This is a genomic window from Helicobacter cappadocius, assembly GCF_030688855.1.
GTDB lineage: Bacteria > Campylobacterota > Campylobacteria > Campylobacterales > Helicobacteraceae > Helicobacter_J > Helicobacter_J cappadocius.
Genome location: NZ_JAUYZK010000001.1, coordinates 211,515 through 234,579, shown reverse-complemented (window position 1 = coordinate 234,579; position 23,065 = coordinate 211,515). Strand labels below are relative to the sequence as shown.

Here is a 23,065-nt window from a genome sequence, read left to right as displayed (position 1 = left end):
TGAAATTTGAATTTCAAAAAACTAGTAGTTGTCTTTTGAGTTTATTAAGTGCATCGATTTGTTTTTTGAGATCGTCAATTTGTTCATTTATTTGAGAAAACAAAGACATACTTAAGCCCTCTGGCATATCCTGCGATCCCCTTTTTATCATAATATAATCCACTAGAGTAATATTTGCCATATTTAACAGTATCTGGATTTCATCTCTAATAGATTCTACATTTCTAAAAATTTCATCAATTTTTTCAAACATTTTATATTCCTATTCAATCCCTGCACTAATAAGAGTATGCAGATGAATAGCACCTCTTATTGTTTTATCCTCATCAGTGACGACCAAAAATTGGATTTTGTTATCTTCAATATATTTCAATGCCTGTACTGCTAATAAATTTGGGTTATCGCAATATTTTGGGTTTTTACAAGCATAAGATATCACAGGATGATTGAAATTAAAATCTTCTCGCATCATCGCTCGACGCAAATCGCCATCGCTAAGCACTGCGAGTAATTTTCCATCTTGTGCAATGATTGCATTTCCCAATCTTGATTCAGTCATTTTAATAACAGCTTCTTTAAGAGTGATTTCTGCATTGATAATTGGCAAATTCTGTGTTTGCATCAAATCGTTGAGCTTTACAAAAAGTTTTTTTCCTAGACTTCCTCCTGGATGATAAGAAGCAAAATCACTCTTCTTGAATCCTCTTTTTTCCATCAAACAAACAGAAAGGGCATCTCCCAATGCCAATGTCAGAGTTGTCGAACTTGTAGGAGCTATACCCAAAGGACAAGCCTCTTGAGATATTTCAAGAGGAATAAAATAGTCTCCAAGTCTTGAAATAGAGCTATTTATACTCTTGCTCATCGTGATAAGACCACCACTAAGCCTCTTTAAATGAGGCATAATCGCAACAAGCTCTTCGCTTTCGCCACTATAACTGATAGCCAAAACAATGTCTTCTTTGCTTACTGCTCCTAAATCTCCATGCATCGCTTCTGTAGGATGAAGAAAGAAGCTAGGAGTTCCCGTGCTTGAAAGTGTAGCTGATATTTTTTGTCCTATCAAACCACTCTTTCCAACCCCGCAAACGATCAACTTTCCCCTTGCGGCAACAATCATATCAACAATTTTGTCCCACTGGATATCCTTACATTTTGAAGCTAAATGATTGAGTTCCTTAGCTTCATCTTCAAGAACTTTTTTGGCAATATTACTGAAATCCACAACCACTCCTTAAGACAAAAAAGTATTTGTAATAATAGTTGGATACTTTTTAAGCTTTTTGAATAAAAGTTTTCGTGCTATATTCCTTATCTCGTTTTCCAAAGTCTTTTTATTCTCTAAAACTTCTTTTTTAGCAGTTTTTATATACATTTCTAGTGCATTCTCAATCTCCCTGCAGAGATCTTTCTCTTCTCTAATATTTACAATTCCAAGAGTCATTATATTTGTTTCTTTGAGTATTTTCTGATCTCTAGGCGAAATAAAAATATTTAAGATTGCAACACCACAATCAACAAGAGCTTGTCTCTCTGCAACTACATTGCTATCAATTTGTCTATTCACTTGATTATCAATATAAGTTTTACCACTTTTTATTGTGCGAACCTTTCTTATATAGCTTGGATTGACTTCAACCTGATCTCCATCTTCCATCAGGTAGATATTTTTTTCCAAAACCCCGCATTTGATAGCGGTATCTCTATGTTTGGCCACGTGATTATATTCTCCATGTATGGGAAGGAAAAATTTTGGCTTTATTAAACGCAACATCAATTTTTGTTCTTCTTGTGCTGCATGACCACTCACATGAATTTCACTAAAATCTTGATATGCAACCCTTGCACCTGCTTTCATTAAAAAGTTCAAAACTGTGGAAACCGATCCTTCATTTCCAGGAATTGCTTTTGCAGAAATGATAACCATATCTGTAGGCTTGATCTTAATATGTCTGTGTTCGTCTGTTGCCATTCGATATAGAGCACTCATTGTCTCGCCTTGACTCCCTGTCGTGACTATCAAAACTTCCTCATCAGGATATTTTGCAACCTCATGAGCCTCAATAAAAATATTATGCGGAAGGTCTATGTAACCTAATTCACGGGCAATATCAAGATTTTTTTCCATAGAGCGTCCAATGACAGCCACCTTACGATTGTATTTCAAGCCATAAGTAATTGCCTGATAAACACGATGTATATTTGAAGAAAAGGTACTCATTATCACACGTCCCTCGGCACCCTTAAAAAGTGAATCAAAAGTGGGGCCAACACTTGCCTCACTTGCAGTAACACCGCTTCTGTGAGAGTTCGTAGAATCACTCAAAAGTAACATTACTCCCTCTTCTCCATAGTGAGCTAATCGATGTAAATCTGTAGGTAGATTATCGATAGGTGTGTGATCGATTTTAAAATCTCCTGTATGAATAATAATTCCCGCTTCTGTTCTAATCGCTAGAGCGGAAGCATCGATAATAGAGTGCGTGATATGTATCCATTCTATCTCAAAATCACCTACAACAATGGGATGACGTTTTTCAACAATCTTGAAAAATGATCGGAATTTTTTGAGACCGTGTTCATCGAATTTATTCCCTATCATCCCTAAGGATAGAGGTGTTCCATACAAAGGAAACTGCATCTGTTTATATAGATAAGGCACAGCTCCAATATGATCCTCATGTGCGTGTGTGATGATCACACCTGCTATTTTATCTTTGATAGCATATAAATAATTGAAATCCGGTATCAAAATATCCACGCCATGCATATTTTCCTCAGGAAAACTCATTCCAACATCAATAATAATCGCAGAGTTTTCTGTCTCCATCACCATCATATTCCCACCTATCTCTCCAAGCCCACCTAATGGAGTGATACGCACCTTGGCTTTTGTATTAAGATTAAGTTTGTAGTGAGGATTAAGACTATTTTTTTGGATACGATTATTTGCCTCTACCCCTCTTTTTAGATCTTTATGAAATCCCAAATTTCCGCGTTCATCTATACTTTGAATTTCGCGCACTCCATTTTTGGCCTCTAATTCTTGTGGCTGAGATGGATTGGTATGGGTATTTTTATTTTTACCCACCCATCTTCTAGGTCGTGGCTTCTCTGAATTTTCTGCATGAGAGGAACTATTAGAATTTTGGCTTTTATCATCGTTTTCTGAATTTCTTTTGAAACGAGGCCTAAAAAATCTCTTTTTTTGTCCCTCACCTGCTGGAGGATTTTGATTTATATTGTCGTTATTGTTTTCCATATTTTTCTACCTTTAGGTTGTTGTATATTTGGTGATATATTGTTGCTGGAATTTGATGTGCCCTAATATCTAGCTCAATAGAAAGTTCATCAAACAAATCCTGAAGAATCTTTTTATCGTATCTATTAGCAAGATTGCTAAATAGTTTTTTTCTAGGGGCACAAAACGCAACTCTAAGCATTTCTTCAAAGCCACTTTGAATCAGATTATTATTCTTTCTTATCCTGAAAACCGATGAAGTTACCTTGGGTATAGGCTCAAAAGCTTCCCCTGGAACATCAAAAAGCATTTCAGATTCTCCAAGCGTTTGGGTTATCACGCTCAAAGCACAAAAATTCCTGTCCCCATTCTTGGCACAAAACTTCTGTGCAACTTCTTTTTGTGTCATTACGACAAAACCTCTGCATTTTGGATCTCTTAGAACTCGTAGCAAAATCGTTGAAGCTATATAATATGGAAGATTTGATACAAGAATATACTCCTTATCATCAAGCCAACCTTCTTTTAATGGGAGCTCCAAAACATCTTGGCAAACAAGAACTAAATCCTCAGAGGCGATAGGAGCTTTATATTTTTGCAGAAGAAAAGAACATAAATCACTATCGACTTCATACGCTTTAAGTTGATAAAATTCAAGCAACTTATCTGTTAAATCACCCAAGCCAACCCCAATTTCTACGACTCTTTCGCCTTTAAATATATTGGGAATCGATTGGACAATCTTATTAACATAGCCAAGATCTTTTAAAAAATTCTGTCCGAATTTCTTTTTCGCTCTGTGCTGAATTACGAACTCCTAAAATTTCCCTCCATTTTATCTATTTTTTCGTAATTTGTAAATAGTAAAATTAAAGGTATGAAATATTATAATTTCTTCTAAATCATGGAGAAATAATGAATCATTTTGCAAAGCGAATCATTCCTTGCCTGGATATTAATGAAGGTAAAGTTGTCAAGGGAGTTAATTTTGTTGGACTCAAAGATATGGGCGATCCCATTTTAATGGCAAAAAAATACAATGACGCAGGGGCTGATGAACTTGTATTTTTAGATATCAGTGCCTCATATGAAAGACGCAATACAATGGTTGATATTGTTTCCCAAGTAGCAAAGGTAACCTTTATACCACTCACTATTGGAGGAGGAATAAAAACATTAGATAATATTTATAGCCTTCTTGATGTCGGAGCTGACAAAATCAGTCTCAATAGTGCTGCGATTAAAAACCCTGATCTTATTACAGAAGGAGCAAAAAGATTTGGTTCTCAGTGTATCGTGGCAGCTATTGATATAAAAAAACATCCCACTCAATTAGAAAAATGGGAAGTTTATATACAAGGTGGAAGAGAAAATACAGGCAAAGACATGATTGAATGGGCAAAAGAAGTTTCCCAAAGAGGTGCTGGAGAAATTCTTCTTACAAGCATGGATACTGATGGTACAAAATGTGGATATGACATTAAAGCCCTCAAAATGCTGGATAAAGCCGTAAATATTCCAATCATAGCAAGTGGTGGAGCAGGAACAAAAGAACATATATTAGAAATCTTTAATCTTGGAATTGCAGATGCGGCTCTAGCTGCTAGTATTTTCCATCTTGATGAAATCACTATAAAAGATCTAAAATCTTATCTTCATCATCATAATATTCCTATAAGGCTCTAATATGTTTGTTTGTGCAGGAAAAGTAGAAAGTTTTAGTTTTGCCAAATCAATTGGTATTGGCATGATCGAAAGTGCTATTAATCTAACCAGGATTTGTTCTCGCGAAATTGTGGGTGAGATTATCTTTATAGGATCTGCTGGATCATATAGCTATGATATCCAACCATTTGAAATTTGTCTTAGCACAAAAGCAACTCAGATTGAAATGAGCTATATCAATACAGATACATATACCCCCATCGACAATCAAATAGAAATGGAATTTGAAAATGTTCCACGTGGAACAAAAAATATGATTGTGAATTCGAGTAACTATATCAATACAAATCTAGAGCTATCAAAAAAAATGGTCTATGCTGGTATTATGCTTGAGAATATGGAATTTTTTTCTGTACTAAAGGTGGCACAAAACTTTGGAATCAAATCTTATGGAATATTTTGTGTTACAAACTATTGCAATGATAATGCTCATAAGGATTTTGTTCAAAATCATCAAAAAGCAAAAGAAACTATAGAAGAATTTATAAGGAATAATTACACATTATGATAGAAATCAAAAAAAATATCTATGATTATAGGCTAGAAGAATTAGAACAACTCCTTCAGCCAATTTTTCGTGCCAAACAAATTTATAATTGGCTTTATATAAAATATGAAAACGATTTTTCTAAAATGCAAAATCTTCCAAAAGAAATGAGGGAAAAATTAGAAAATGAATATCAAATAAAAAATCTTGAAATCATCCAAATTCAAACAAGCAAAGATGGCACTAAGAAATATCTTTTTAGAACTAACGATGGATTGAGTTTTGAAAGCGTTTTTATAAAAATGAGAGATAAAAAACAAGATGAAAATGGCAAAATCATTGAAAGTGAAAAATGGACTTTTTGCCTATCAAGTCAAGTTGGATGTAAGGTTGGTTGTGCTTTTTGCTATACAGCAAAGGGGGGATTTGTTCGAAACCTAAGTAGTGGAGAAATTGTAGAACAAGTTGTTCAACTCAAAAAAGACAATGATATTCCGCCAGAAAAAAGAGTGAATATTGTTTATATGGGTATGGGAGAACCTCTGGATAATCTACAAAATGTCAGTCAAGCTATAAAAATATTGAGCGAACTAGATGGACTATCCATATCTGCAAGAAGGCAAACCATATCTACAAGCGGTATTGCTCCAAAAATCACCCAATTAGGTAAAATGGAGTTAGGAGTTCAATTGGCTATATCGCTACATGCAGTTGATGATACACTTCGTAGTCAGCTTATTCCAATGAACAAAGCCTATAATATACAAAGTGTTATCAGTGCGGTAAAAACTTTTCCTGTTGATGCTAGAAAAAGAGTAATGTTTGAATATCTAGTTATCAAAAATATAAATGATGATCTTGCGAGTGCAAAAAAATTACTGAAGCTTCTAGATGGAATCAAAGCAAAGGTAAATCTTATTCTATTTAATCCTCACGAAGGATCAGAATTTCAAAGACCTGAAATAATGCAGGTACGAAAATTTGCAGATTTTCTTACAAATAAAGGTCTTCTCTGTACCATTAGAGAATCTAAAGGTATTGATATTAGTGCAGCTTGTGGGCAGCTCAGAGAAAAAAATATTTTAGAGACTCAATCCCCAAATGTTCCACGTGGAACATTTAAAAATAAGGAATTGTGATGGATTTTTTAGACATCTTGTTATTGGTATTTTTGGTTTTGGTATTTATAGTTGGAATAGGTGCTTATATATATTTTGTATTAAAAAAATAAGGATTAAAAATGCTTGTTCATATTTGTTGTTCTGTTGATAGTCATTATTTTCTAAGCGAATTAACAAAAATTTATCCCCATGAAAGTTTCGTAGGATTTTTTTATAATCCAAATATTCATCCAAAAAGCGAACATGATTTAAGACTTTCAGATGTAAAAAGAAGTTGTGATATGCTAGGAATCCAGCTCATTGAAGGAGAATATGACACAGAAAATTGGTTTGATGGGGTCAGAGGATTGGAAAAAGAACCTGAAAAGGGTAATCGTTGCACACAATGTTTTGATATTCGACTGATTAAAAGTGCTTCTATCGCAAAGAGATTAGGAGAAAAAAAATTTACTACCACGTTGCTTTCAAGCCCTATGAAAGAACAAAAAATACTCTACGTTCAGGGCGACTCTATAGCACAGAAAGAAGGATTAGAATTCATAAAAATAGATGTCCGATCCAATGGAGGCACTCAAAAACAAAATGAGTTAGCAAAAGCAGATAATCTTTATAGACAAAACTATTGCGGATGCAATTTTGCACTTGAGCAACAAAGAAATAGTCAAAAAAGATTTTCTTTGGAAATGATGAGTCATATTGGATCACAAATTCTTCCTGGAAGTATCGAAGAGAGAAGAGATATTTTCTCTCTTCGAAATGAACTTGAAAAATACAACAAAGAATATATTCTTACTCAAAGAAAATATATGGTTTGGAGATTATTAAGTGCAAAAGTTGAAAGAGGAGGAAATCATATGCCTAGTTATATTATTGCAAAATCCCAAAACAAAAAAGATGCAAGAACAGGTCCTATCTTTTGGATAAAACCAAATATTTTTGAGAATACTTCAAAATTTTATAACCTCGAAAAACAAGCCTTTGAATACAAAAATGCTCCTATTCACAAATATCTAATTGGCTATAGCAAAAAAGATGATAGTGTTTTTGTTCATTTAGATATATTCAATATGATCTTAAACACCTCGTATAAAAACATCAAAGAGCTTTTATACAATCCTCCAAAATATGATGATGAAATATTTTTTAGGAATTTTTTATGTGGAGATGATAGTATCAATCCCATTATTATAATAGATGAAATCTATACAGAAAGCCTCCGAATAAATATTAAAAGCATCTTTCAAGAAGAGATTATTTTTAGAGTAATCGAAAATTTGTAATTAAAAGATATTTTGCTAAAATCACATCAAAGATTATCAAAAATTGAGGTTTAAAAAATGATGGATATAAACAAAATCAAAAAAATACTTCCACACAGATACCCTATGCTTTTGGTTGATAGAGTAACTGATATCATAACAGGAAAAAGTATCAAAGCATACAAAAATATCACCGCAAATGAAGAAGTATTTTTGGGACATTTTCCAAATCAACCCATCTATCCAGGAGTGATGATTGTTGAAGGAATGGCTCAAGCTGGTGGATTGTTGGCATTTGTTAGTACGTGGGGAGATGATCTGAGTATGGCTGAAAACAAGGTGGTTTATTTTATGACAATTGATAGGGTAAAATTTCGCATACCTGTAACACCAGGAGATAAGCTAGAATATGAAATAAATGTTATAAAGCACAAAGGAACTGTGTGGCAGCTTGAATGCAAAACACTTGTAGAAGATAAAGTGGTTGCTGAAGCTGAAATCAAAGCGATGGTTGCAGATGCAAAAAAGGAATAACTATGGCAAATCCAGATAAGAAGATGATAGCCGCTACCGCTATTATTAAAGAAGGTGCTAAAATCGGTGAAAATGTTGAAATAGGGGATTTTTGTGTCATCGGTGAAAATGTTGAAATAGGGGATGGAAGCAAACTTTATAACAATGTAACAATCATAGGAAATACAAAACTTGGACAAAACAACACTATATTTCCGTATGCAGTATTAGGAACTATTCCCCAAGATTTAAAATATGACGGAGAAGAAGTCGAACTCATCATCGGTGATAAAAATCTGATTCGAGAACATTGTATGATAAATCCCGGCACAAAAGGTGGTCTTAGCAAAACTATCATAGGAAATGAAAATCTCTTGATGGCATTTGTTCATGTTGCACACGACTGTATTATCAAAAATCATTGTATTCTTGCTAACAATGCAACATTAGGCGGACATGTTGAAATGGGGGATTATGTAAATATTGGCGGAATGACTCCTGTGCATCAGTTTGTACACATAGGAGATGGAGCAATGATTGCAGGAGGAAGTGCTCTAACACAAGATATTCCACCATTTTGCATGGCAGAAGGCAACAGAGCTGTTATCAGAGGACTTAATAAACACAGAATGAGAAAGCTTTTTTCTCGTGAGGATATTGATTTTATTAGCAAACTCTACAAAAGAATCTTTTCTGGTTCAGCACCCATGAGAGAGTTGGTTCAAAAAGAACTTGATGAAAATCCTCAAAATCAATATGTGTCAAAAATATGTAATTTTATACTACAATCACAACGAGGTATTCCCATTAAAAAAGGTGTATTAGATGAATAGAAAAAGAATTTGTGATTTTTGTGGTAATAAAGAATCAGAGGATCGGTTTATTCTAAATGGCACAAAAGGTGGCAAAGAGGCATTTATTTGCCATTATTGCATTAAATCTTTATACGATCATATTTTTGGCAATGAAGATTTTAACCAGTTGCTTCAGAGTAAAAAAACTCTCTTGGAAAAACCTCTTTCTCCAAAAGAGCTTAAAAAAACACTAGATGAATATGTTATCGGGCAAGAAAATGCCAAAAAAGTATTTTCTGTAGCTGTGTATAACCACTACAAAAGAATATTGAGCAGAGATAGTATTATAGAAGATGTGGATAATGATGTGGAAATATCAAAATCAAATATTTTACTCATCGGTCCAACAGGCAGTGGCAAAACTCTAATGGCACAAACACTAGCAAAATTTTTAGACATACCTATTGCAATTTGTGATGCAACAAGTCTCACAGAAGCTGGTTATGTCGGCGAAGATGTAGAAAATATTCTTACAAGACTATTTCAAGCTGCCGATGAAGATGTAGAAAAAACCCAAAGAGGAATTGTGTTTATTGACGAGATCGACAAAATATCAAGATTATCAGAAAATCGATCTATAACAAGAGATGTATCAGGTGAAGGAGTACAACAAGCTCTCCTAAAAATTATTGAAGGAAGTGTTGTAAATATTCCACCAAAAGGTGGCAGGAAACATCCCAATCAAGAATTCATACAAATCGATACTAGTAATATTTTATTTATTTGTGGAGGTGCATTTGAAGGTTTAACTGATATTATTAAAAAACGTTCTAGTAATAATATTTTGGGATTTGGCAGTCAAAAGAAAACCAAATTAGAACAAGATGATGTACTCAGTCTTGTAGAACCTGAAGATTTGGTAAGCTATGGACTTATTCCTGAGCTTATCGGAAGATTGCACGTTATCACTACACTCCAAGAAATCACAAAAGAGGCAATGATTGATATTCTCACTAAACCAAAAAATTCTCTTATTAAGCAATATCAAAAACTATTCAAAATGGATGGTGTAGACTTAGTGTTTCAAAAAGATGCTATTGAAAAAATAACAGAACTTGCAATCGCTAGAAAAACTGGTGCAAGGGGACTTAGAGCCATCGTAGAAGAGTTCACAACAGATATTATGTTTAATCTTCCTGATTTAAAGGGATATGAAGTTATAATAACAAAGGATTGTATTACAAAAACAGGCGAACCTCTTTTAATTAAAAAGAAAAAAACCTCTCAAAAAGACAAAGGAGCATAATGATACTAGATAAAATAATAGGGCTATTTTCTCATGATATAGCCATTGACTTAGGTACTGCCAATACAATTGTTTTGCTAAAAGGGCAAGGGATTATTATTAATGAGCCATCAATAGTAGCAGTCAAAACAGATAAATATGATAGAGATGGCACTATACTTGCTGTAGGACATGAAGCAAAAGAAATGATAGGAAAAACCCCTGGTGGGATTCAAGCCATTCGACCTATGAAAGATGGCGTTATTGCTGATTTTGATGTAACTGAAAAAATGATTCGTTATTTCATAGAAAAAGCACACAAAAGAAAAACTTTGATTCGTCCAAGAGTAATGGTATGTGTCCCTTATGGGCTTACTGGAGTAGAAAGAAAGGCGGTCAAAGAATCTGCAATGAGTGCAGGTGCTAGAGAAGTGTTCTTGATAGAAGAGCCTATGGCAGCGGCCATTGGTGCAGGTCTACCCATCAGAGAACCTCAAGGAAGTCTTATTGTAGATATTGGAGGGGGAACAACAGAAATTGGTGTTATTTCTCTAGGTGGCTTGGTTATTAGCAAATCTATAAGAGTTGCCGGAGATAAGCTAGATATTGCTATCGTTGATTATATACGAAAAAAATACAATCTTTTAATTGGTGAGAGAACAGGCGAAGAAATCAAGATTCAAATTGGATCAGCTTCTCCACTAGAAGTTCCTTTGCTTATGCAGGTAAAAGGGCGAGATCAGGTTAGTGGGCTTCTTAATACCGTAGAGCTTACTAGTGAAGATATACGCGATGCCATCAAAGATCAACTTAGAGAAATAAGCAACGCACTAAAAAGTGTCCTAGAATCTGTTCCACCAGATTTGGCAGGAGATATTGTAGAAAATGGGGTTGTTCTCACTGGCGGGGGAGCATTGATTCGAGGATTAGATAAGTATCTCTCTGATATTGTTAAGCTTCCTGTATATATCGGAAATGAACCTTTATTGGCAGTGGCAAAGGGAACGGGCAAAGCGATGGAAGAGCTCGATTTATTGCATCATATCAACTCTCTTGATTGATCGGATAAACAATGAGATACAAGCCACTATCTTTTATTGTTATTGTGGTGGCCTTGTTATTTATTGTCTTTGATTCAAGTCAGTTTTTGCGTTATCAAACATTACATCTGACTGACAAAATCAAGTTTTGGTTTTTTGATACAAAAGAAGATATTAAACTTTCTTACACCAAATATATCCATCAAGCACAAAATATTGAAAAATATGAAGAAAAACTAAAAAACTATGGTCAATTAGAGCTTCAGTTACAGGCAGCACAGACACAATTAACCCAACTCTCTGAATTTTTGAATAAAGAGATAACCTATCAAAGTCCGGACTTCATAGCCACAAAAGCTTTTTCTTATGTTGGAATGGGAGATTATGACCGTATTTGGATGGATTTAGATACTTCCTCATACCCTAAAAATAAGATTTTCGGGATTGTTCAAAATGGAAACGCACTCGGAATTGCTATCATCAAAAATAATCGCCTGATGGGCTTACTCAATGGAAACGAAAATTGTAGTTATGCTGTGTATGTTGGAAAACAAAAAATCCCTGCAATTATCAGATATGATAGCTCCGATCCTCAAAAAATTCTAGCAGACTTTATTCCCGCATGGCTAAAGGTGAATGTAGGAGATGAAGTCGTTACAAGTGGTCTTGATGGTGTTTTTACACCTAATATCAAAGTAGGTAAAATTACTTCAGTAATACAAAATTATGGCTATAATACTGCCGAACTCTCTCCTTATGCACAAAAAAAAGATCTAAGCTATATGTGGCTCATTGACACAAAAATTCTACAAAGCAACTTTGGCTTCAATAATTCAGAGAATAAATAGATGATTCCAAATCCCCTGATACAAAATTGCATTACAAATATATCCAATATCCTAAACAATGCTAACAACAAACAGCAGATAGATTCAGCTATCAACGAACTTTTGAATTTGATTGAAAATACTCCCTTGAAAGATATAAAAGATATTTTTGATTCAAAACAAGGAGTAGAAAACAATGAAATAGATGACTTCTGTGGCTTGTTCAAAAACAAGATATATGATTTAATATTCTCAAAAGGAGATATTGTTTCCCCTTTGTATATGATCCTGTATTTGTTTATTGACGAAAAAGAAGACAAAAGATTTGAAAATCTTATTCAAATTGCAGATAGTAATCTCTTTGGAAAAAATGGAGTAAATGAAGAAGAAAATATTATGCTCATAGAACTAGGAAGTATCGCTAGAATACTTGCTGGAAAAAAAGATGAGGGAATCAAGCACTATATCAAAAATATCTCTCTTATAGATATGCAAATCCATTCTGCCAACAAGTCAGCGAGTTTTATTTTAAATTTTTTTCAAAAATTAGAAATTCCTTTTGAAATCTTTATTCAAGCCATCAGCGAACCTTTAGAAATATCTTGTTTTTTATCCTTAGAAGCAAAACGCAGACGATCGCTATTTAACTGGCAATTGCAGGTATTTTGGAATGTGAAACATTTTTTCAACCATCGCGACTGGCTCAGACTCTATCCTCTTTGGGAGAAAATATTCTATACATTACTTGACGCTTCAGATTCTAAGAAAATTGACGAAGCATTGTATGTACATTTTTTTATCTACCATATGTGTGGCAATAGCTTCACTTCACAAGAACAATGGAAAGACTTCAACAAAAATATTTCTCAAAAAGCAACTTTAGTTTATGAGAAATTTTCACAGATTTTTAATCTTCCAAAACCAAAACTTATCAAAAAACCCAAAAAAATCATTGCATTCTTACGTGATAGACTTGTAGAAAACTCCCCATACAAAGTTGAATATAGCTTCTTGAAAGATTTGCTAGAAAATAGCTCTTTTAAAGAATCCTATGAAATCAAAATCTATAATATGTCAATCATAGAAAAAAGCGATGATGATGCTGTGATAAAAAAAAGCTATGAAGATTTAGGGATTGAAGTGATTGATATAGCTTCTAACTTCAATCGCGATGGCTATTACAACTCACATTTGGCAAAGGCTCTATGTATTTTAGAAAAAATGGTTACAGATGGCGTGGATATACTCATCAGTCCCAACAATGGATATGGCATCAGTGACTTTATTCTAGCTTCTAGGGTAGCTATGACTCAAATCTTTTGGAGTCATGGAAATTTTGTCTATGATATTCCTCAAATTGATGTAAAAATCACTCACATTTGCGGGAACTCTACTTTAGTCAAACACGAAGGTTATGAATTCATAGGTGTGAATGTAAAAATGGATAAGAAATTTTATAACCCATTCATTCCCATTGAGATCATTCAAAATGAACGTAAAAAATACCCTTCAAATAAAATCATATTAGGTCTCATAGGTCGTTTGACAAAAATTGATTCTATTGCCTATCTTCAAATGCTCATAACCCTTATGGAAGAATATTGCGATACCATCTTTTTAGCCTGTGGAAACGGAAATGTCCATCAAATAAAAGAAAAAATTGCTTCTATCAATCCCAGTATGCTTGAGAGGTTTTATTTTCCTGGCTATGTCAATAGTTCAATCTACGGACATATTATCGATTTTTGGCCTGATAGCTTTCCAATGCAACAAGGAGAAAGCAAAATCGAATTCAATGCAAAAGGCGGAATGATTCTAACGCTTTCCAAAGAAAGTCTTCAAGACAGAACAAAAAGGCTTGAAGACTGGGTAAATAATAATCTAAAAACCATAGAGATAGAATGTAAAAATCAAGGTATCTCATTAGATTTTTTTAAAAAGATATTATTACAAGAGGTTTCTTATGTAGCTTTTAACGAGGATGACTACCTTAAAAAAGCTCGTATTTTGCTCAGTAGCAATAAAGAAACTAAGCAAAATCTAAAACAAAACAAAGAATTTATTAGAAATATTTATGAAGGCATCCGAAAAAATCAAGGTATCAACTCCTTCCTAGAGGTCATCTGCAAAAAATGGATAAAATAGGAATTTTAGGATATGGAAAAGTAGGACAGAATTTTTATGCCCTATGTGCAGATATGGATACTTGTGTGTATATTTATGATGATTTTTACTCTAGCAATATAAATAATTCCTTTATTGGAACAGATGAAAATGAGCTGAAAAATTGCGAAGTTATAGTAATTTGCAGTGCAAAAAAACATTTGCGTGATGATTTTTATATTAAAACAATCACACTGGGCATACATCAAGAGAAAATACATTTTTATACAGGATGCTTTTATCCTTCATATTGGCTAACATCCTCTATCAAGGAATATTTTAATCATTCCCTCATTGAGTGTTTATCTAAAGACACTCTTTTTTTAACAGAACTTAAAAAAACCCTAAAAACTGCCTTTGAAAATATTCCCAAGCCACAAAAAGAAAATAGTTTTTATGATGACATTTATCTCAAAAGTGAAATGTACCTCACAAACTATGACAAAACGCCCTATTATCCAGGATGGAAATATGCCCTAAAGATTCTACAAGATTTTGGTATGCAAAAGGCAAAAGTATTAGATATAGGTTGTGGAAATGGGGCCTTTGCAAAAATGCTATATGAAAACAACATACTCTCTTATGAAGGCATTGATTTCAGTGATGAAGGATTAAAAATAGCTCGGGAACAGATTCCTTCATGGTCGGAGTATTTTATAAAAGAAGATATTTTTGAAAGTAAAATATTTGAAAAAAACTTCACCCATATTATTATATTTGAAGTGTTAGAACATATCAACGATGATATAAGACTTCTATCAAAGATAAAACCCAAAACCACTATTATTGGATCTATTCCAAACTTCCACTCAGAAGGTCATATTAGGATTTTTGAAGACATCACAGAAATCAAAAAAAGATATGAGCCAATGATAAAAATCTTGGATTTTTTTGAACTTAAACTCAATGAAGAGTCAAAAATATTTTATTTTAAAGCAATTAAAAAATAATGGCAAAAATACTTGTCTTATGTGCTGCTAATCCTGCTGTAAATCCAAGACCTAACCATATGATCGAATTACTCAAAAGTAAACATCAAGTTTCTGCGATGGGTATTAACACCACTCCCATAAAGGATGTAAAAATTTTTAGCTATCCTGCATACAAAAAACGAAACATCCTCCAAGAGTTGAAGCTCTGGGTGGATGTTGCTTTTAGAAAATGGGAAAAACTCATCTATACTTATAATAGGCTCAAGATCATTGAGGTTTTAAAAAATTGTTCTTTTGATGTGATTATTTGTCATGATTTAGTGCTTTTGCCTATCGTGTTAGCCCACAAAAAAAAGGCAAAAATTCTATTTGATGCAAGAGAATTCTATCCTGTTCAAAATATCACCAACCTAAGATGGAGAATCCTTTTTGCAAAATTCAACGACTTTCTTTGCAAAAAATATCTCCCTGAAGCTGATGTCATTATCACCGTATCAGAAGGTCTAAAAAAACGATACAAAGAGGATTATGGGGTAGATTGTAAATTGTTCTTTTCGCTTCCAAACTATCATAACATAACTCCGAGCATAGCAGAAGACAAACATATCAAGCTTATCTATCATGGTGCAGCAAACCCCAATAGAAAAATCCAAAATACAATCAAAATCATTGATTACCTAGAATCCAGATTTTGTCTTGATCTAATGCTCGTAAATACAGATGACAAATATATGCAATATCTAACAAAAATGATTCATAAAAAACAATTAGAAGGCAAAAAAATCAGAATCATACCTCCTGTAACTTTTGAACAAATTATTCCCTTCAGTTCCCATTATGATATAGGTATTTACAATATTTTTCCCACAAACTTCAATCTCAAACACGCCCTTCCTAACAAATTTTTTGAATACATCCAAGCTAGACTTGCTTTAGTAATCACTCCAAATCAAGAAATGACCCCCTTTATTCAAAAATATCGCAATGGTATCATTATTAAAAACTTCTCTGCAAAAAAAATGGCACAAGCAATCAATAAATTAGATATAAAAACAATTCAAGCATACAAAAAAAACTCATCAGAAGCTGCAAAAAAACTAAACTTAGATAGCAACGAAAAGCTTTTGAATGAAATGATCTATTCGATGTTAAAGTAGAGCTACTTTTTACCCTTTGAAAAGTCCAACAAATCTTGCGTATTATTTATCCATTTAGGAATACACAATAAAGATGTCTCAAAAACTCTCAATGAAGTCAAAGCATCAGCATATGCTCGATGAGAAATAGGAGTATTGATACCTAAAAACTCATTTAAAAATGGCAAAGAATAACGTGGAGAAAGAATAGTTTTATGTGCCAAATCTATGGTGCATAACTTAACATTAAGCATTGCACCCAAACCGATTTTTTCCATTTGGTAGCTAATAAACCCATAGTCAAAATTAACATTGTGTGCAACAAAAACACAATCGTTTAAAAATATTCTAAAATCTCTCAAAACACTACTCAAGCAAGGAGAGTTTTGCACGGTTTGAGTGCTGATTCCTGTGAGTTCAGTGATCTTTTCTGGAATATCTTCAACATGCACAAAGCTTTCAAATTTATCTATAATATTTCCATTTTGATACTTCAACGCTCCTATTTCGATAATAGAGTATTCTTCGGGTTTAGAACCAGTAGTTTCAATATCCACAAAACAAAAAACCTGATTTTGTAATTTTGTTTTGATAGTATCTAAAAATATACTTTCATCTTGCTCACTTATTGGAAATCCACGAGATTTAAGGGTTTGTATTTCCTCATCCACATCTCCAGATATCCCCCATATGCTCGAAATACCCTCTAAAAAATCCATTTTAGACATTGGAGAGCTTCTAAGTTTATTATAGAACTGATCATAATTCATCGTAGAGACAAAATAGCCTTTTGATAATCATCACTGCTGAATATATAGTTTCCTGCTACTACTATATCCGCTCCTGATTGCTTGAGCAAATCAATATTTTTATCATTCACCCCTCCATCAACCTCAATCAAGCAATTTGGGTTTTTAGCAAAAATCATATCTTTCAAGTTTTGAATCTTTTTGTAAATATTTGGAATGAATTTCTGTCCCCCAAAGCCTGGATTTACACTCATTAATAGCACCATATCCACATCTTCTATGATATATTTTAGAGCCTCTTCGCTTGTATGTGGATTTAAAACCACACCCGGTCTTATACCGCTATTTCTAATATGAGAAATCAAACGATTGAGATGTTTTACTTCTTCGATGTGGACACTCATAAATTCAGGTTTTATAGGAGCAAACATATCCACAAAAAATGAAACATTCTCAACCATCAAATGAATATCTAAAGGTTTAGAAGATATCTTAGCAACTTCTTTTACAACCAAAGGACCTATCGTGAGATTAGGAACAAAATGCCCATCCATAATATCAATATGCACATAATCACATCCTCCATCACAAATAGAACGAACTTCAGATCCAAGATCCAAAAAATTCGCCGACAATATACTAGGAGCGATCAACATGCAACAAAACCTCTTATTTGTGAATTTTAACTTTTAAAGCATATCATAAAACCCAATAAGATATAATTTAATCAAAAAAATTTGGAGCAAAAAATGATGGAAGATTTTATTTTGGCATTCCAAAGCTCTGCTCAAAAGATACAAAATCTATTAAAAGTAAGCCATACTGATTATCTATCCACAACAAACTCAAGTGGAGATAATCAACTAGGAATTGATGTAAAGGCTGATAAAATCATTGAAGAAGAACTCCTATCTCTAAATTCTGTGCGAGGATTATGCAGTGAAGAAAAAAATGAGGTCATCTATAAAGATTATGGATCTTATTTCATTGCTTATGATCCCCTTGATGGCTCTTCGATCATATCATCAAATCTAAGTGTGGGTTCAATATTTGGAATCTACAAAGAGGGCTTTGAATCAAAAAATATCATAGCTGCAGCATATGTTGTCTATGGTCCTAGACTAGAGCTTGTGTTTGCGAACGATGTGCTCTCTTACTTTATCTACGATGGCAAATCTTGGAAAAAACAACCTCCGCTTAAACTCAATGAAAGTGGTAAAATCAACGCACCAGGTGGCACTCAAAAAAATTGGTCATCAAAACACAAAACTCTTATTGATTCTTTTTTTCAAAAAGGATACCGTCTCAGATATTCTGGGGGGATGGTCCCTGACTTACACCAAATCCTTATAAAAAAAGGAGGATTGTTTAGTTACCCTGCAACCTCTGATGCACCAAATGGAAAGCTCAGAAAACTCTTTGAAGTTTTTCCATTTGCCTTTATTTATGAAAAAGCAGGAGGAGGGGCTATCGATGGAAAAAACAGATTGCTGGAACTCCCAATAAATGGCATTCATGATACATCACCATGTTTTTTTGGATCTATTGAAGAAATCAATGAGGTAAGGAGAATCTATGAGTGAAACCCATCCACCAAAAGACATTTGGGAAAACAGACTCGAACAAAATCTAGCAACCCTAAAAAAATGTCAGGTAGAAAAAAATACCTCAAGCTGTCTAAAATGCTCTGAAATACTCGAATGTAGCATTAGAAAAAATTATGTCAAATCCGTATATGAGAGTATGAATAAGGGGCAAGGTGGAGAATTTGAATTTTGATTTGGCTTGATATCATTGATCCTAAATATGTATTATTTTTCAATCCCCTTATTCCCAAACTCAAGGAACTTGATGAGGTTATCATCACCACACGCAAAAGCAAAGAATATAGCGAATGTTGGGAACTTTTGGAATTATTTAATATTTCAAACATATGTGTTGGGGGATATGGTGGAGAAAGTCCTCTAGGAAAATTTAACGCGAGGCTAGATCGCCAAAAAGCTTTTTTAGAGCTTTTTGAAAAAACAGGAATACCCAAACTATTCATAACCGGTGCTAGTGTTGATGGAGTTCAGACGGCATATGCACTAGGCATACCCATTGTAAATTTTTCTGATACCCCCTTAAAAAATGATCATTTTGATATTGACTCTATGACCATTCTCTCCAAACTCACACTTCCACTAAGTTCGCTTATATTTCATCCGTTTGTTGTGCCAGAAATCTGTTATGCCTCTATGGGTGTCCCTGCTAAGAATATCATTAGTTATGACTTTATTGATATTGCATTATGGCTCAAAGATATGCAACCTGGTATTGATTTTAGGAAAACATTCAATATCCCACAAAATCGGCCGAGCATTCTTTTTCGAGAAGAAGAGTACAAAGCCCACTATGTGAAGGAAAAACTACCCATTATCTATGAAAGTATCGAAAAAATTGCCTCTTGTCTAGATGTGAATGTCGTGATTATGCCAAGATACGGCAAAGAGGGTTTATATTTCAAAGGGTTTGAAAATATTTTTATCATAGAGGAAAAACTTCCTCCTGCTGATTTTTATCCTTTTATTGATATTCTCGTAGGTGGAGGAGGTACGATGAATTTAGAAGCTTGTTATTTAGGTATTCCTACGATTTCTACGAGATCTTTGTTTTTGTTTCACGACAAATACCTTTTGAATAACCACCTGATGAGGCATTGTAAAAATTCGCAAGAAGTTTATGAAGAAGTAAAAAGCATCCTTGCTACAAAAAAACCTTCAATAGCTAAAAAAGCTAATGCTCGAAAGCTTTTTGAGCCAAAACCTGCAAATTTTGAAGAGATATTTAAAACCATCAAAGAAAGATTTTATGCTTGATCTAAATATTGCTATTTTTACTTGATTTTATGCTTTCATTCAGATATAAAACGCACTCTACTTCCCTTACCTTTTTGAGTATCTAAGAAAGATGAGGTAAATAGACTAATTTAAAGATATTAGCAGATAATCGACATTTATACCATATTTTCATCATATAATCATTATTGAGATATAAATAATTAAAATTCCCATAAATTCGTAAGCTGTTATAGCCACCAAAGTATTGCTGATAACCCGCCTTAACACCATAAGATGGACTAAGCGATATTTCTGTAGAGCCAATAGTAATACTACCTGCACCTGAGTTTGCACTAATGCCAATATCTCCACCGATAAAAACACTAGATTTTTATCGGTGCAAAATCATTTCAATTCTTTTTGGATACTTTCAATTCCTGCTTGAGCACATTTTTCATCAATCTCTCCAACAGGTGCACCGCTCACACCAACGCTTCCTATAACAACATTATCGACTTTTATGGGTATTCCCCCTGCTAGAAAAACAAAGTTCTTACTTAAATTCACCATTCCTTCTGGAATCTGTTTTTTCATCATCTTTTCAGCAAGTTTTGAGGAAGGAGTCTTTGTAGATAGGGCTGTAAAAGCTTTTTTGTAACTCCCTTCTATAGTATGAACTCCGGCATTTTCATCTTTTAAAAATGCAATCTGATTTCCCCCTCTATCTAAGACATTCACAGATACACTATAGCCTTGAGTTTTGCATTTATCAAAAGTGCTTTGTGCCATTTTCAGCGCAACTTCTGTAGTTAAAATAGGTTCTTTAGGCAATGCCTGTGCAAATGATGCTCCAAATACTAAAGCTAAAAATAAAAACTTACTATTCATTGTTTTTCCTTTATTTTAAGTTCTTCTTGATTATATAACTAATTTCAAAATTGATACCCAACTTCAAATCTCACATCAATTCCAGGATTTGGCATTGCTGCTCCGATATTGGAACTGCTCAATTTATCGTCTGCTTCGTTTTTAAAAGGACTGGTTTGATCGATATAGAATTTATTAGTGAGGTTCAAAATACTCAATCCCAAATGAAGTCTATCTTTACCTAAAGGGTCCCAATTGATATAAAGATTATCTATCACATATCCTTTTTTATTCACTTCTCCTAATTCATTGTTGTAAATATCCCATCCATTGTATTTTATGCCTTCTGTAATACTTGTGAGCCACCCTAAGCTCAAATGAATAGAATCAAAATTATAGCCAAGCCTGATATTATAAACACGACCATAAACTGCCCCTAATTCATAAGTATCTTGCAAAAGATGATTTTTTACCATCGGAAAAGACTGGGCAAGTGAAAAATATGAAGTAAATCCTTTATAATCAAATCCAATTCCCCCCTCATAACCATACACATCAATCTTATCAGACATATTTGATCGCAGTCCTCCATCAGGAATCACAGGATCTGGAGCATAGCTATTGATGAAATTACCGATATTTTTATAATACACAGCTCCCCTGAAACTGAAATAATCCCCCATATAATCCAAATCAAATTCTACATTTTGAGAATTTTCAGCTTTGAGATTTTTAGCAATCCGAACATTGCCTTCTTGAAGCAATGTAGCATCTCCTGGTTCAGCCCCCCTTGTAGTATAGGCATAAGAAAGTCTTAAATTCAATGTATCTATCGGGTTATAACTTAGGGTTGTACTAGGAGAAAAACCTTGCGTAAGATGGCTTTGAGAGTTTTTATCCTGATAGTAATACATATCATATCTACTTCCCACCCCCCAAATCAAAGAAGGCAGAAGATAAAATTTTGCCTGTAAAAATCCGCCAAAAATATTGCTAGATTCCTCGCCTCTATCTCCCATAGCTATAGCTTGTTTTGAAATATCTTTATCGCTTACATACATTCCTTGATAATTGAGTCCATACTCAAAGGTATTATCCATATTTTTACCAAAACTATGAGACAACAATAGATTTCCGCCGAAATTTTCTAGATCAATATTTCTATCTGCAACTTCTGAATCTAAAGCAGAATCTAAAGCACTCAAAGATTTCAACATCAAACCCCTTGTAGAATAATAAAAATTTGTTTTTATATTGGGATGAAACCCTTTTTGATGAGCGAGTTCATATCCAATACTGAGATTTTTCGTATCATTATAATGATCAAAAAGAGAGAGTTCTCTTGAAGAGAGGTTAGTGGCAAAAGGAGCAGTTGTTTTGTCATAAATCCGATTAAAAGAAATAAAATATTTTTGATTCTCACTTAGATTTCCATTTACTTTGAGTAAAAGATTGTTTTGATCTGACCCCGATCCAATTACCTTTTCATCATGTCCATCACGATAATAACTGATATTTGTCTGATTTACATAGGCTAGAACGTCTATATAATCATTTATTGATCCATAAACACTGCCTTTAAGCCTATATCCAGCATTACTAAAACCACCTAATCCGATCTGTGCTCCTACTTTTTGACCTGGTTTTAACAAATCACTCGCATCTTTTGTGCTAACAGTAATTGCCCCTGCTAAAGCTCCTGGTCCTGCAGAGGCATTGGCTGATCCTTTCTGTACATCTACGGATTTAATCATCATGGGATCAATATTAACATTTCCTTGATGATGAAAAACATTTCCACCTTGAGTTGCCCCATCAACACTAACATTAAAAAGTCTGTCTTCTAAGCCCCGAACATAAATTTTTTGAGCTGTAGGATTTCCTCCGCCAACATTAATGCTAGGGTCTTGTGAAAATATATCCCGAAGATTGGTGGCCTGATGTTTTTCTATATCATCAGCGGATATGGAAGTTTTATTGGCAAATTCAACCTCTTTTTGAGGTTCTTTTTGTGCAGTAGTCGTGACCTTTGACAATGTTTCTGTCTCTAGCGAATAAACAAAATCAAATAATAAAAGACATAAAAAAAGCTTTTTCAATACAATCT

Annotated in this window: 23 protein-coding genes; 15 read left to right on the top strand and 8 right to left on the bottom strand. The window is 33.7% G+C overall.

What is annotated here, in order from left to right; translation table 11 throughout:
* Positions 1-13 precede the first annotated feature (13 nt).
* Genes Q5I06_RS01085 through rsmA form a run of 4 tightly spaced genes read right to left on the bottom strand, consistent with a single transcriptional unit; the run spans position 14 to position 4,049 of the window.
* Entirely contained in the window at positions 14-253 is a 240-nt protein-coding gene (locus tag Q5I06_RS01085) for a DUF2443 family protein (protein ID WP_305516355.1), read from the bottom strand.
* 9 nt (positions 254-262) lie between these two features.
* Positions 263-1,225: a KpsF/GutQ family sugar-phosphate isomerase gene (locus Q5I06_RS01080; protein WP_305516354.1), complete on the bottom strand. Its 963-nt coding sequence runs from the start codon at positions 1,223-1,225 to the stop codon at positions 263-265.
* A 9-nt stretch (positions 1,226-1,234) separates the two neighbouring features.
* Positions 1,235-3,262: a ribonuclease J gene (locus Q5I06_RS01075; RefSeq protein WP_305516353.1), complete on the bottom strand. Its 2,028-nt coding sequence runs from the start codon at positions 3,260-3,262 to the stop codon at positions 1,235-1,237.
* Positions 3,249-4,049: a 16S rRNA (adenine(1518)-N(6)/adenine(1519)-N(6))-dimethyltransferase RsmA gene (rsmA, locus tag Q5I06_RS01070; RefSeq protein ID WP_305516407.1), complete on the bottom strand. Its 801-nt coding sequence runs from the start codon at positions 4,047-4,049 to the stop codon at positions 3,249-3,251. Before rsmA ends, Q5I06_RS01075 begins: the two co-directional genes overlap by 14 nt.
* 107 nt (positions 4,050-4,156) lie before the next feature.
* Between rsmA and hisF the strand changes: the two genes are divergently transcribed.
* From hisF to Q5I06_RS01010, 12 genes are all read left to right on the top strand, one after another.
* Positions 4,157-4,927 carry an imidazole glycerol phosphate synthase subunit HisF gene (gene hisF, locus Q5I06_RS01065; RefSeq protein ID WP_305516352.1) on the top strand — a complete coding sequence of 257 codons (771 nt, stop codon included), beginning with the start codon at positions 4,157-4,159 and terminating at the stop codon, positions 4,925-4,927.
* Position 4,928: 1 nt separating this feature from the next.
* Positions 4,929-5,474, top strand: coding sequence for a nucleoside phosphorylase-I family protein (locus tag Q5I06_RS01060; protein ID WP_305516351.1), 546 nt, complete (start codon positions 4,929-4,931; stop codon positions 5,472-5,474).
* Positions 5,471-6,592, top strand: a complete 1,122-nt coding sequence (gene rlmN, locus Q5I06_RS01055; RefSeq protein WP_305516350.1) for a dual-specificity RNA methyltransferase RlmN — start codon at positions 5,471-5,473, stop codon at positions 6,590-6,592. The genes Q5I06_RS01060 and rlmN overlap by 4 nt, the downstream gene beginning before the upstream one ends.
* 101 nt (positions 6,593-6,693) lie before the next feature.
* Positions 6,694-7,854 (top strand): epoxyqueuosine reductase QueH, encoded by a 1,161-nt coding sequence (locus Q5I06_RS01050; RefSeq protein ID WP_305516349.1) that lies wholly within the window; start codon positions 6,694-6,696, stop codon positions 7,852-7,854.
* A gap of 57 nt (positions 7,855-7,911) precedes the next feature.
* Positions 7,912-8,367: a 3-hydroxyacyl-ACP dehydratase FabZ gene (gene fabZ / locus Q5I06_RS01045; protein ID WP_305516348.1), complete on the top strand. Its 456-nt coding sequence runs from the start codon at positions 7,912-7,914 to the stop codon at positions 8,365-8,367.
* A 2-nt stretch (positions 8,368-8,369) separates the two neighbouring features.
* Positions 8,370-9,179 (top strand): acyl-ACP--UDP-N-acetylglucosamine O-acyltransferase, encoded by an 810-nt coding sequence (gene lpxA / locus Q5I06_RS01040; protein ID WP_305516347.1) that lies wholly within the window; start codon positions 8,370-8,372, stop codon positions 9,177-9,179.
* Positions 9,172-10,446: an ATP-dependent protease ATP-binding subunit ClpX gene (gene clpX / locus Q5I06_RS01035; protein ID WP_305516346.1), complete on the top strand. Its 1,275-nt coding sequence runs from the start codon at positions 9,172-9,174 to the stop codon at positions 10,444-10,446. The genes lpxA and clpX overlap by 8 nt, the downstream gene beginning before the upstream one ends.
* Positions 10,446-11,486 carry a rod shape-determining protein gene (locus Q5I06_RS01030; RefSeq protein WP_305516345.1) on the top strand — a complete coding sequence of 347 codons (1,041 nt, stop codon included), beginning with the start codon at positions 10,446-10,448 and terminating at the stop codon, positions 11,484-11,486. The genes clpX and Q5I06_RS01030 overlap by 1 nt, the downstream gene beginning before the upstream one ends.
* A gap of 11 nt (positions 11,487-11,497) precedes the next feature.
* Complete coding sequence (gene mreC, locus Q5I06_RS01025) at positions 11,498-12,313, top strand: rod shape-determining protein MreC (protein WP_305516344.1); 816 nt, start codon at positions 11,498-11,500, stop codon at positions 12,311-12,313.
* Positions 12,314-14,437 (top strand): hypothetical protein, encoded by a 2,124-nt coding sequence (locus Q5I06_RS01020; RefSeq protein WP_305516343.1) that lies wholly within the window; start codon positions 12,314-12,316, stop codon positions 14,435-14,437.
* On the top strand, positions 14,425-15,405 hold the full coding sequence (locus Q5I06_RS01015) for a class I SAM-dependent methyltransferase (protein ID WP_305516342.1): 981 nt from the start codon (positions 14,425-14,427) through the stop codon (positions 15,403-15,405). The genes Q5I06_RS01020 and Q5I06_RS01015 overlap by 13 nt, the downstream gene beginning before the upstream one ends.
* Positions 15,405-16,544 carry a glycosyltransferase gene (locus Q5I06_RS01010; RefSeq protein WP_305516341.1) on the top strand — a complete coding sequence of 380 codons (1,140 nt, stop codon included), beginning with the start codon at positions 15,405-15,407 and terminating at the stop codon, positions 16,542-16,544. The genes Q5I06_RS01015 and Q5I06_RS01010 overlap by 1 nt, the downstream gene beginning before the upstream one ends.
* 2 nt (positions 16,545-16,546) lie before the next feature.
* On the opposite strand, the gene Q5I06_RS01005 is transcribed toward Q5I06_RS01010, so the two are convergent.
* On the bottom strand, positions 16,547-17,251 hold the full coding sequence (locus Q5I06_RS01005; RefSeq protein WP_305516340.1) for a 3'-5' exonuclease: 705 nt from the start codon (positions 17,249-17,251) through the stop codon (positions 16,547-16,549).
* Positions 17,252-17,289: 38 nt separating this feature from the next.
* Positions 17,290-17,928 carry a ribulose-phosphate 3-epimerase gene (rpe, locus tag Q5I06_RS01000; protein WP_305516339.1) on the bottom strand — a complete coding sequence of 213 codons (639 nt, stop codon included), beginning with the start codon at positions 17,926-17,928 and terminating at the stop codon, positions 17,290-17,292.
* A 93-nt stretch (positions 17,929-18,021) separates the two neighbouring features.
* On the opposite strand from rpe, the gene Q5I06_RS00995 reads away from it, so the two are divergent.
* Genes Q5I06_RS00995 through Q5I06_RS00985 form a run of 3 tightly spaced genes read left to right on the top strand, consistent with a single transcriptional unit; the run spans position 18,022 to position 20,130 of the window.
* Entirely contained in the window at positions 18,022-18,855 is an 834-nt protein-coding gene (locus Q5I06_RS00995; RefSeq protein WP_370690898.1) for a class 1 fructose-bisphosphatase, read from the top strand.
* The gene (locus Q5I06_RS00990) at positions 18,848-19,051 is read left to right on the top strand and encodes a hypothetical protein (RefSeq protein ID WP_305516338.1); all 204 of its coding nucleotides are present in this window, start codon (positions 18,848-18,850) and stop codon (positions 19,049-19,051) included. The genes Q5I06_RS00995 and Q5I06_RS00990 overlap by 8 nt, the downstream gene beginning before the upstream one ends.
* Entirely contained in the window at positions 19,048-20,130 is a 1,083-nt protein-coding gene (locus tag Q5I06_RS00985; protein ID WP_305516337.1) for a DUF354 domain-containing protein, read from the top strand. Before Q5I06_RS00990 ends, Q5I06_RS00985 begins: the two co-directional genes overlap by 4 nt.
* Positions 20,131-20,496: 366 nt before the next feature.
* Here Q5I06_RS00985 and Q5I06_RS00980 read toward each other — a convergent pair whose 3' ends face one another.
* Together Q5I06_RS00980 and Q5I06_RS00975 are read right to left on the bottom strand one after the other, a co-directional pair.
* Positions 20,497-20,979, bottom strand: a complete 483-nt coding sequence (locus Q5I06_RS00980; protein WP_305516336.1) for a GlcG/HbpS family heme-binding protein — start codon at positions 20,977-20,979, stop codon at positions 20,497-20,499.
* A gap of 44 nt (positions 20,980-21,023) precedes the next feature.
* Positions 21,024-23,057 carry a TonB-dependent receptor plug domain-containing protein gene (locus Q5I06_RS00975; protein WP_305516335.1) on the bottom strand — a complete coding sequence of 678 codons (2,034 nt, stop codon included), beginning with the start codon at positions 23,055-23,057 and terminating at the stop codon, positions 21,024-21,026.
* Positions 23,058-23,065: the final 8 nt, after the last annotated feature.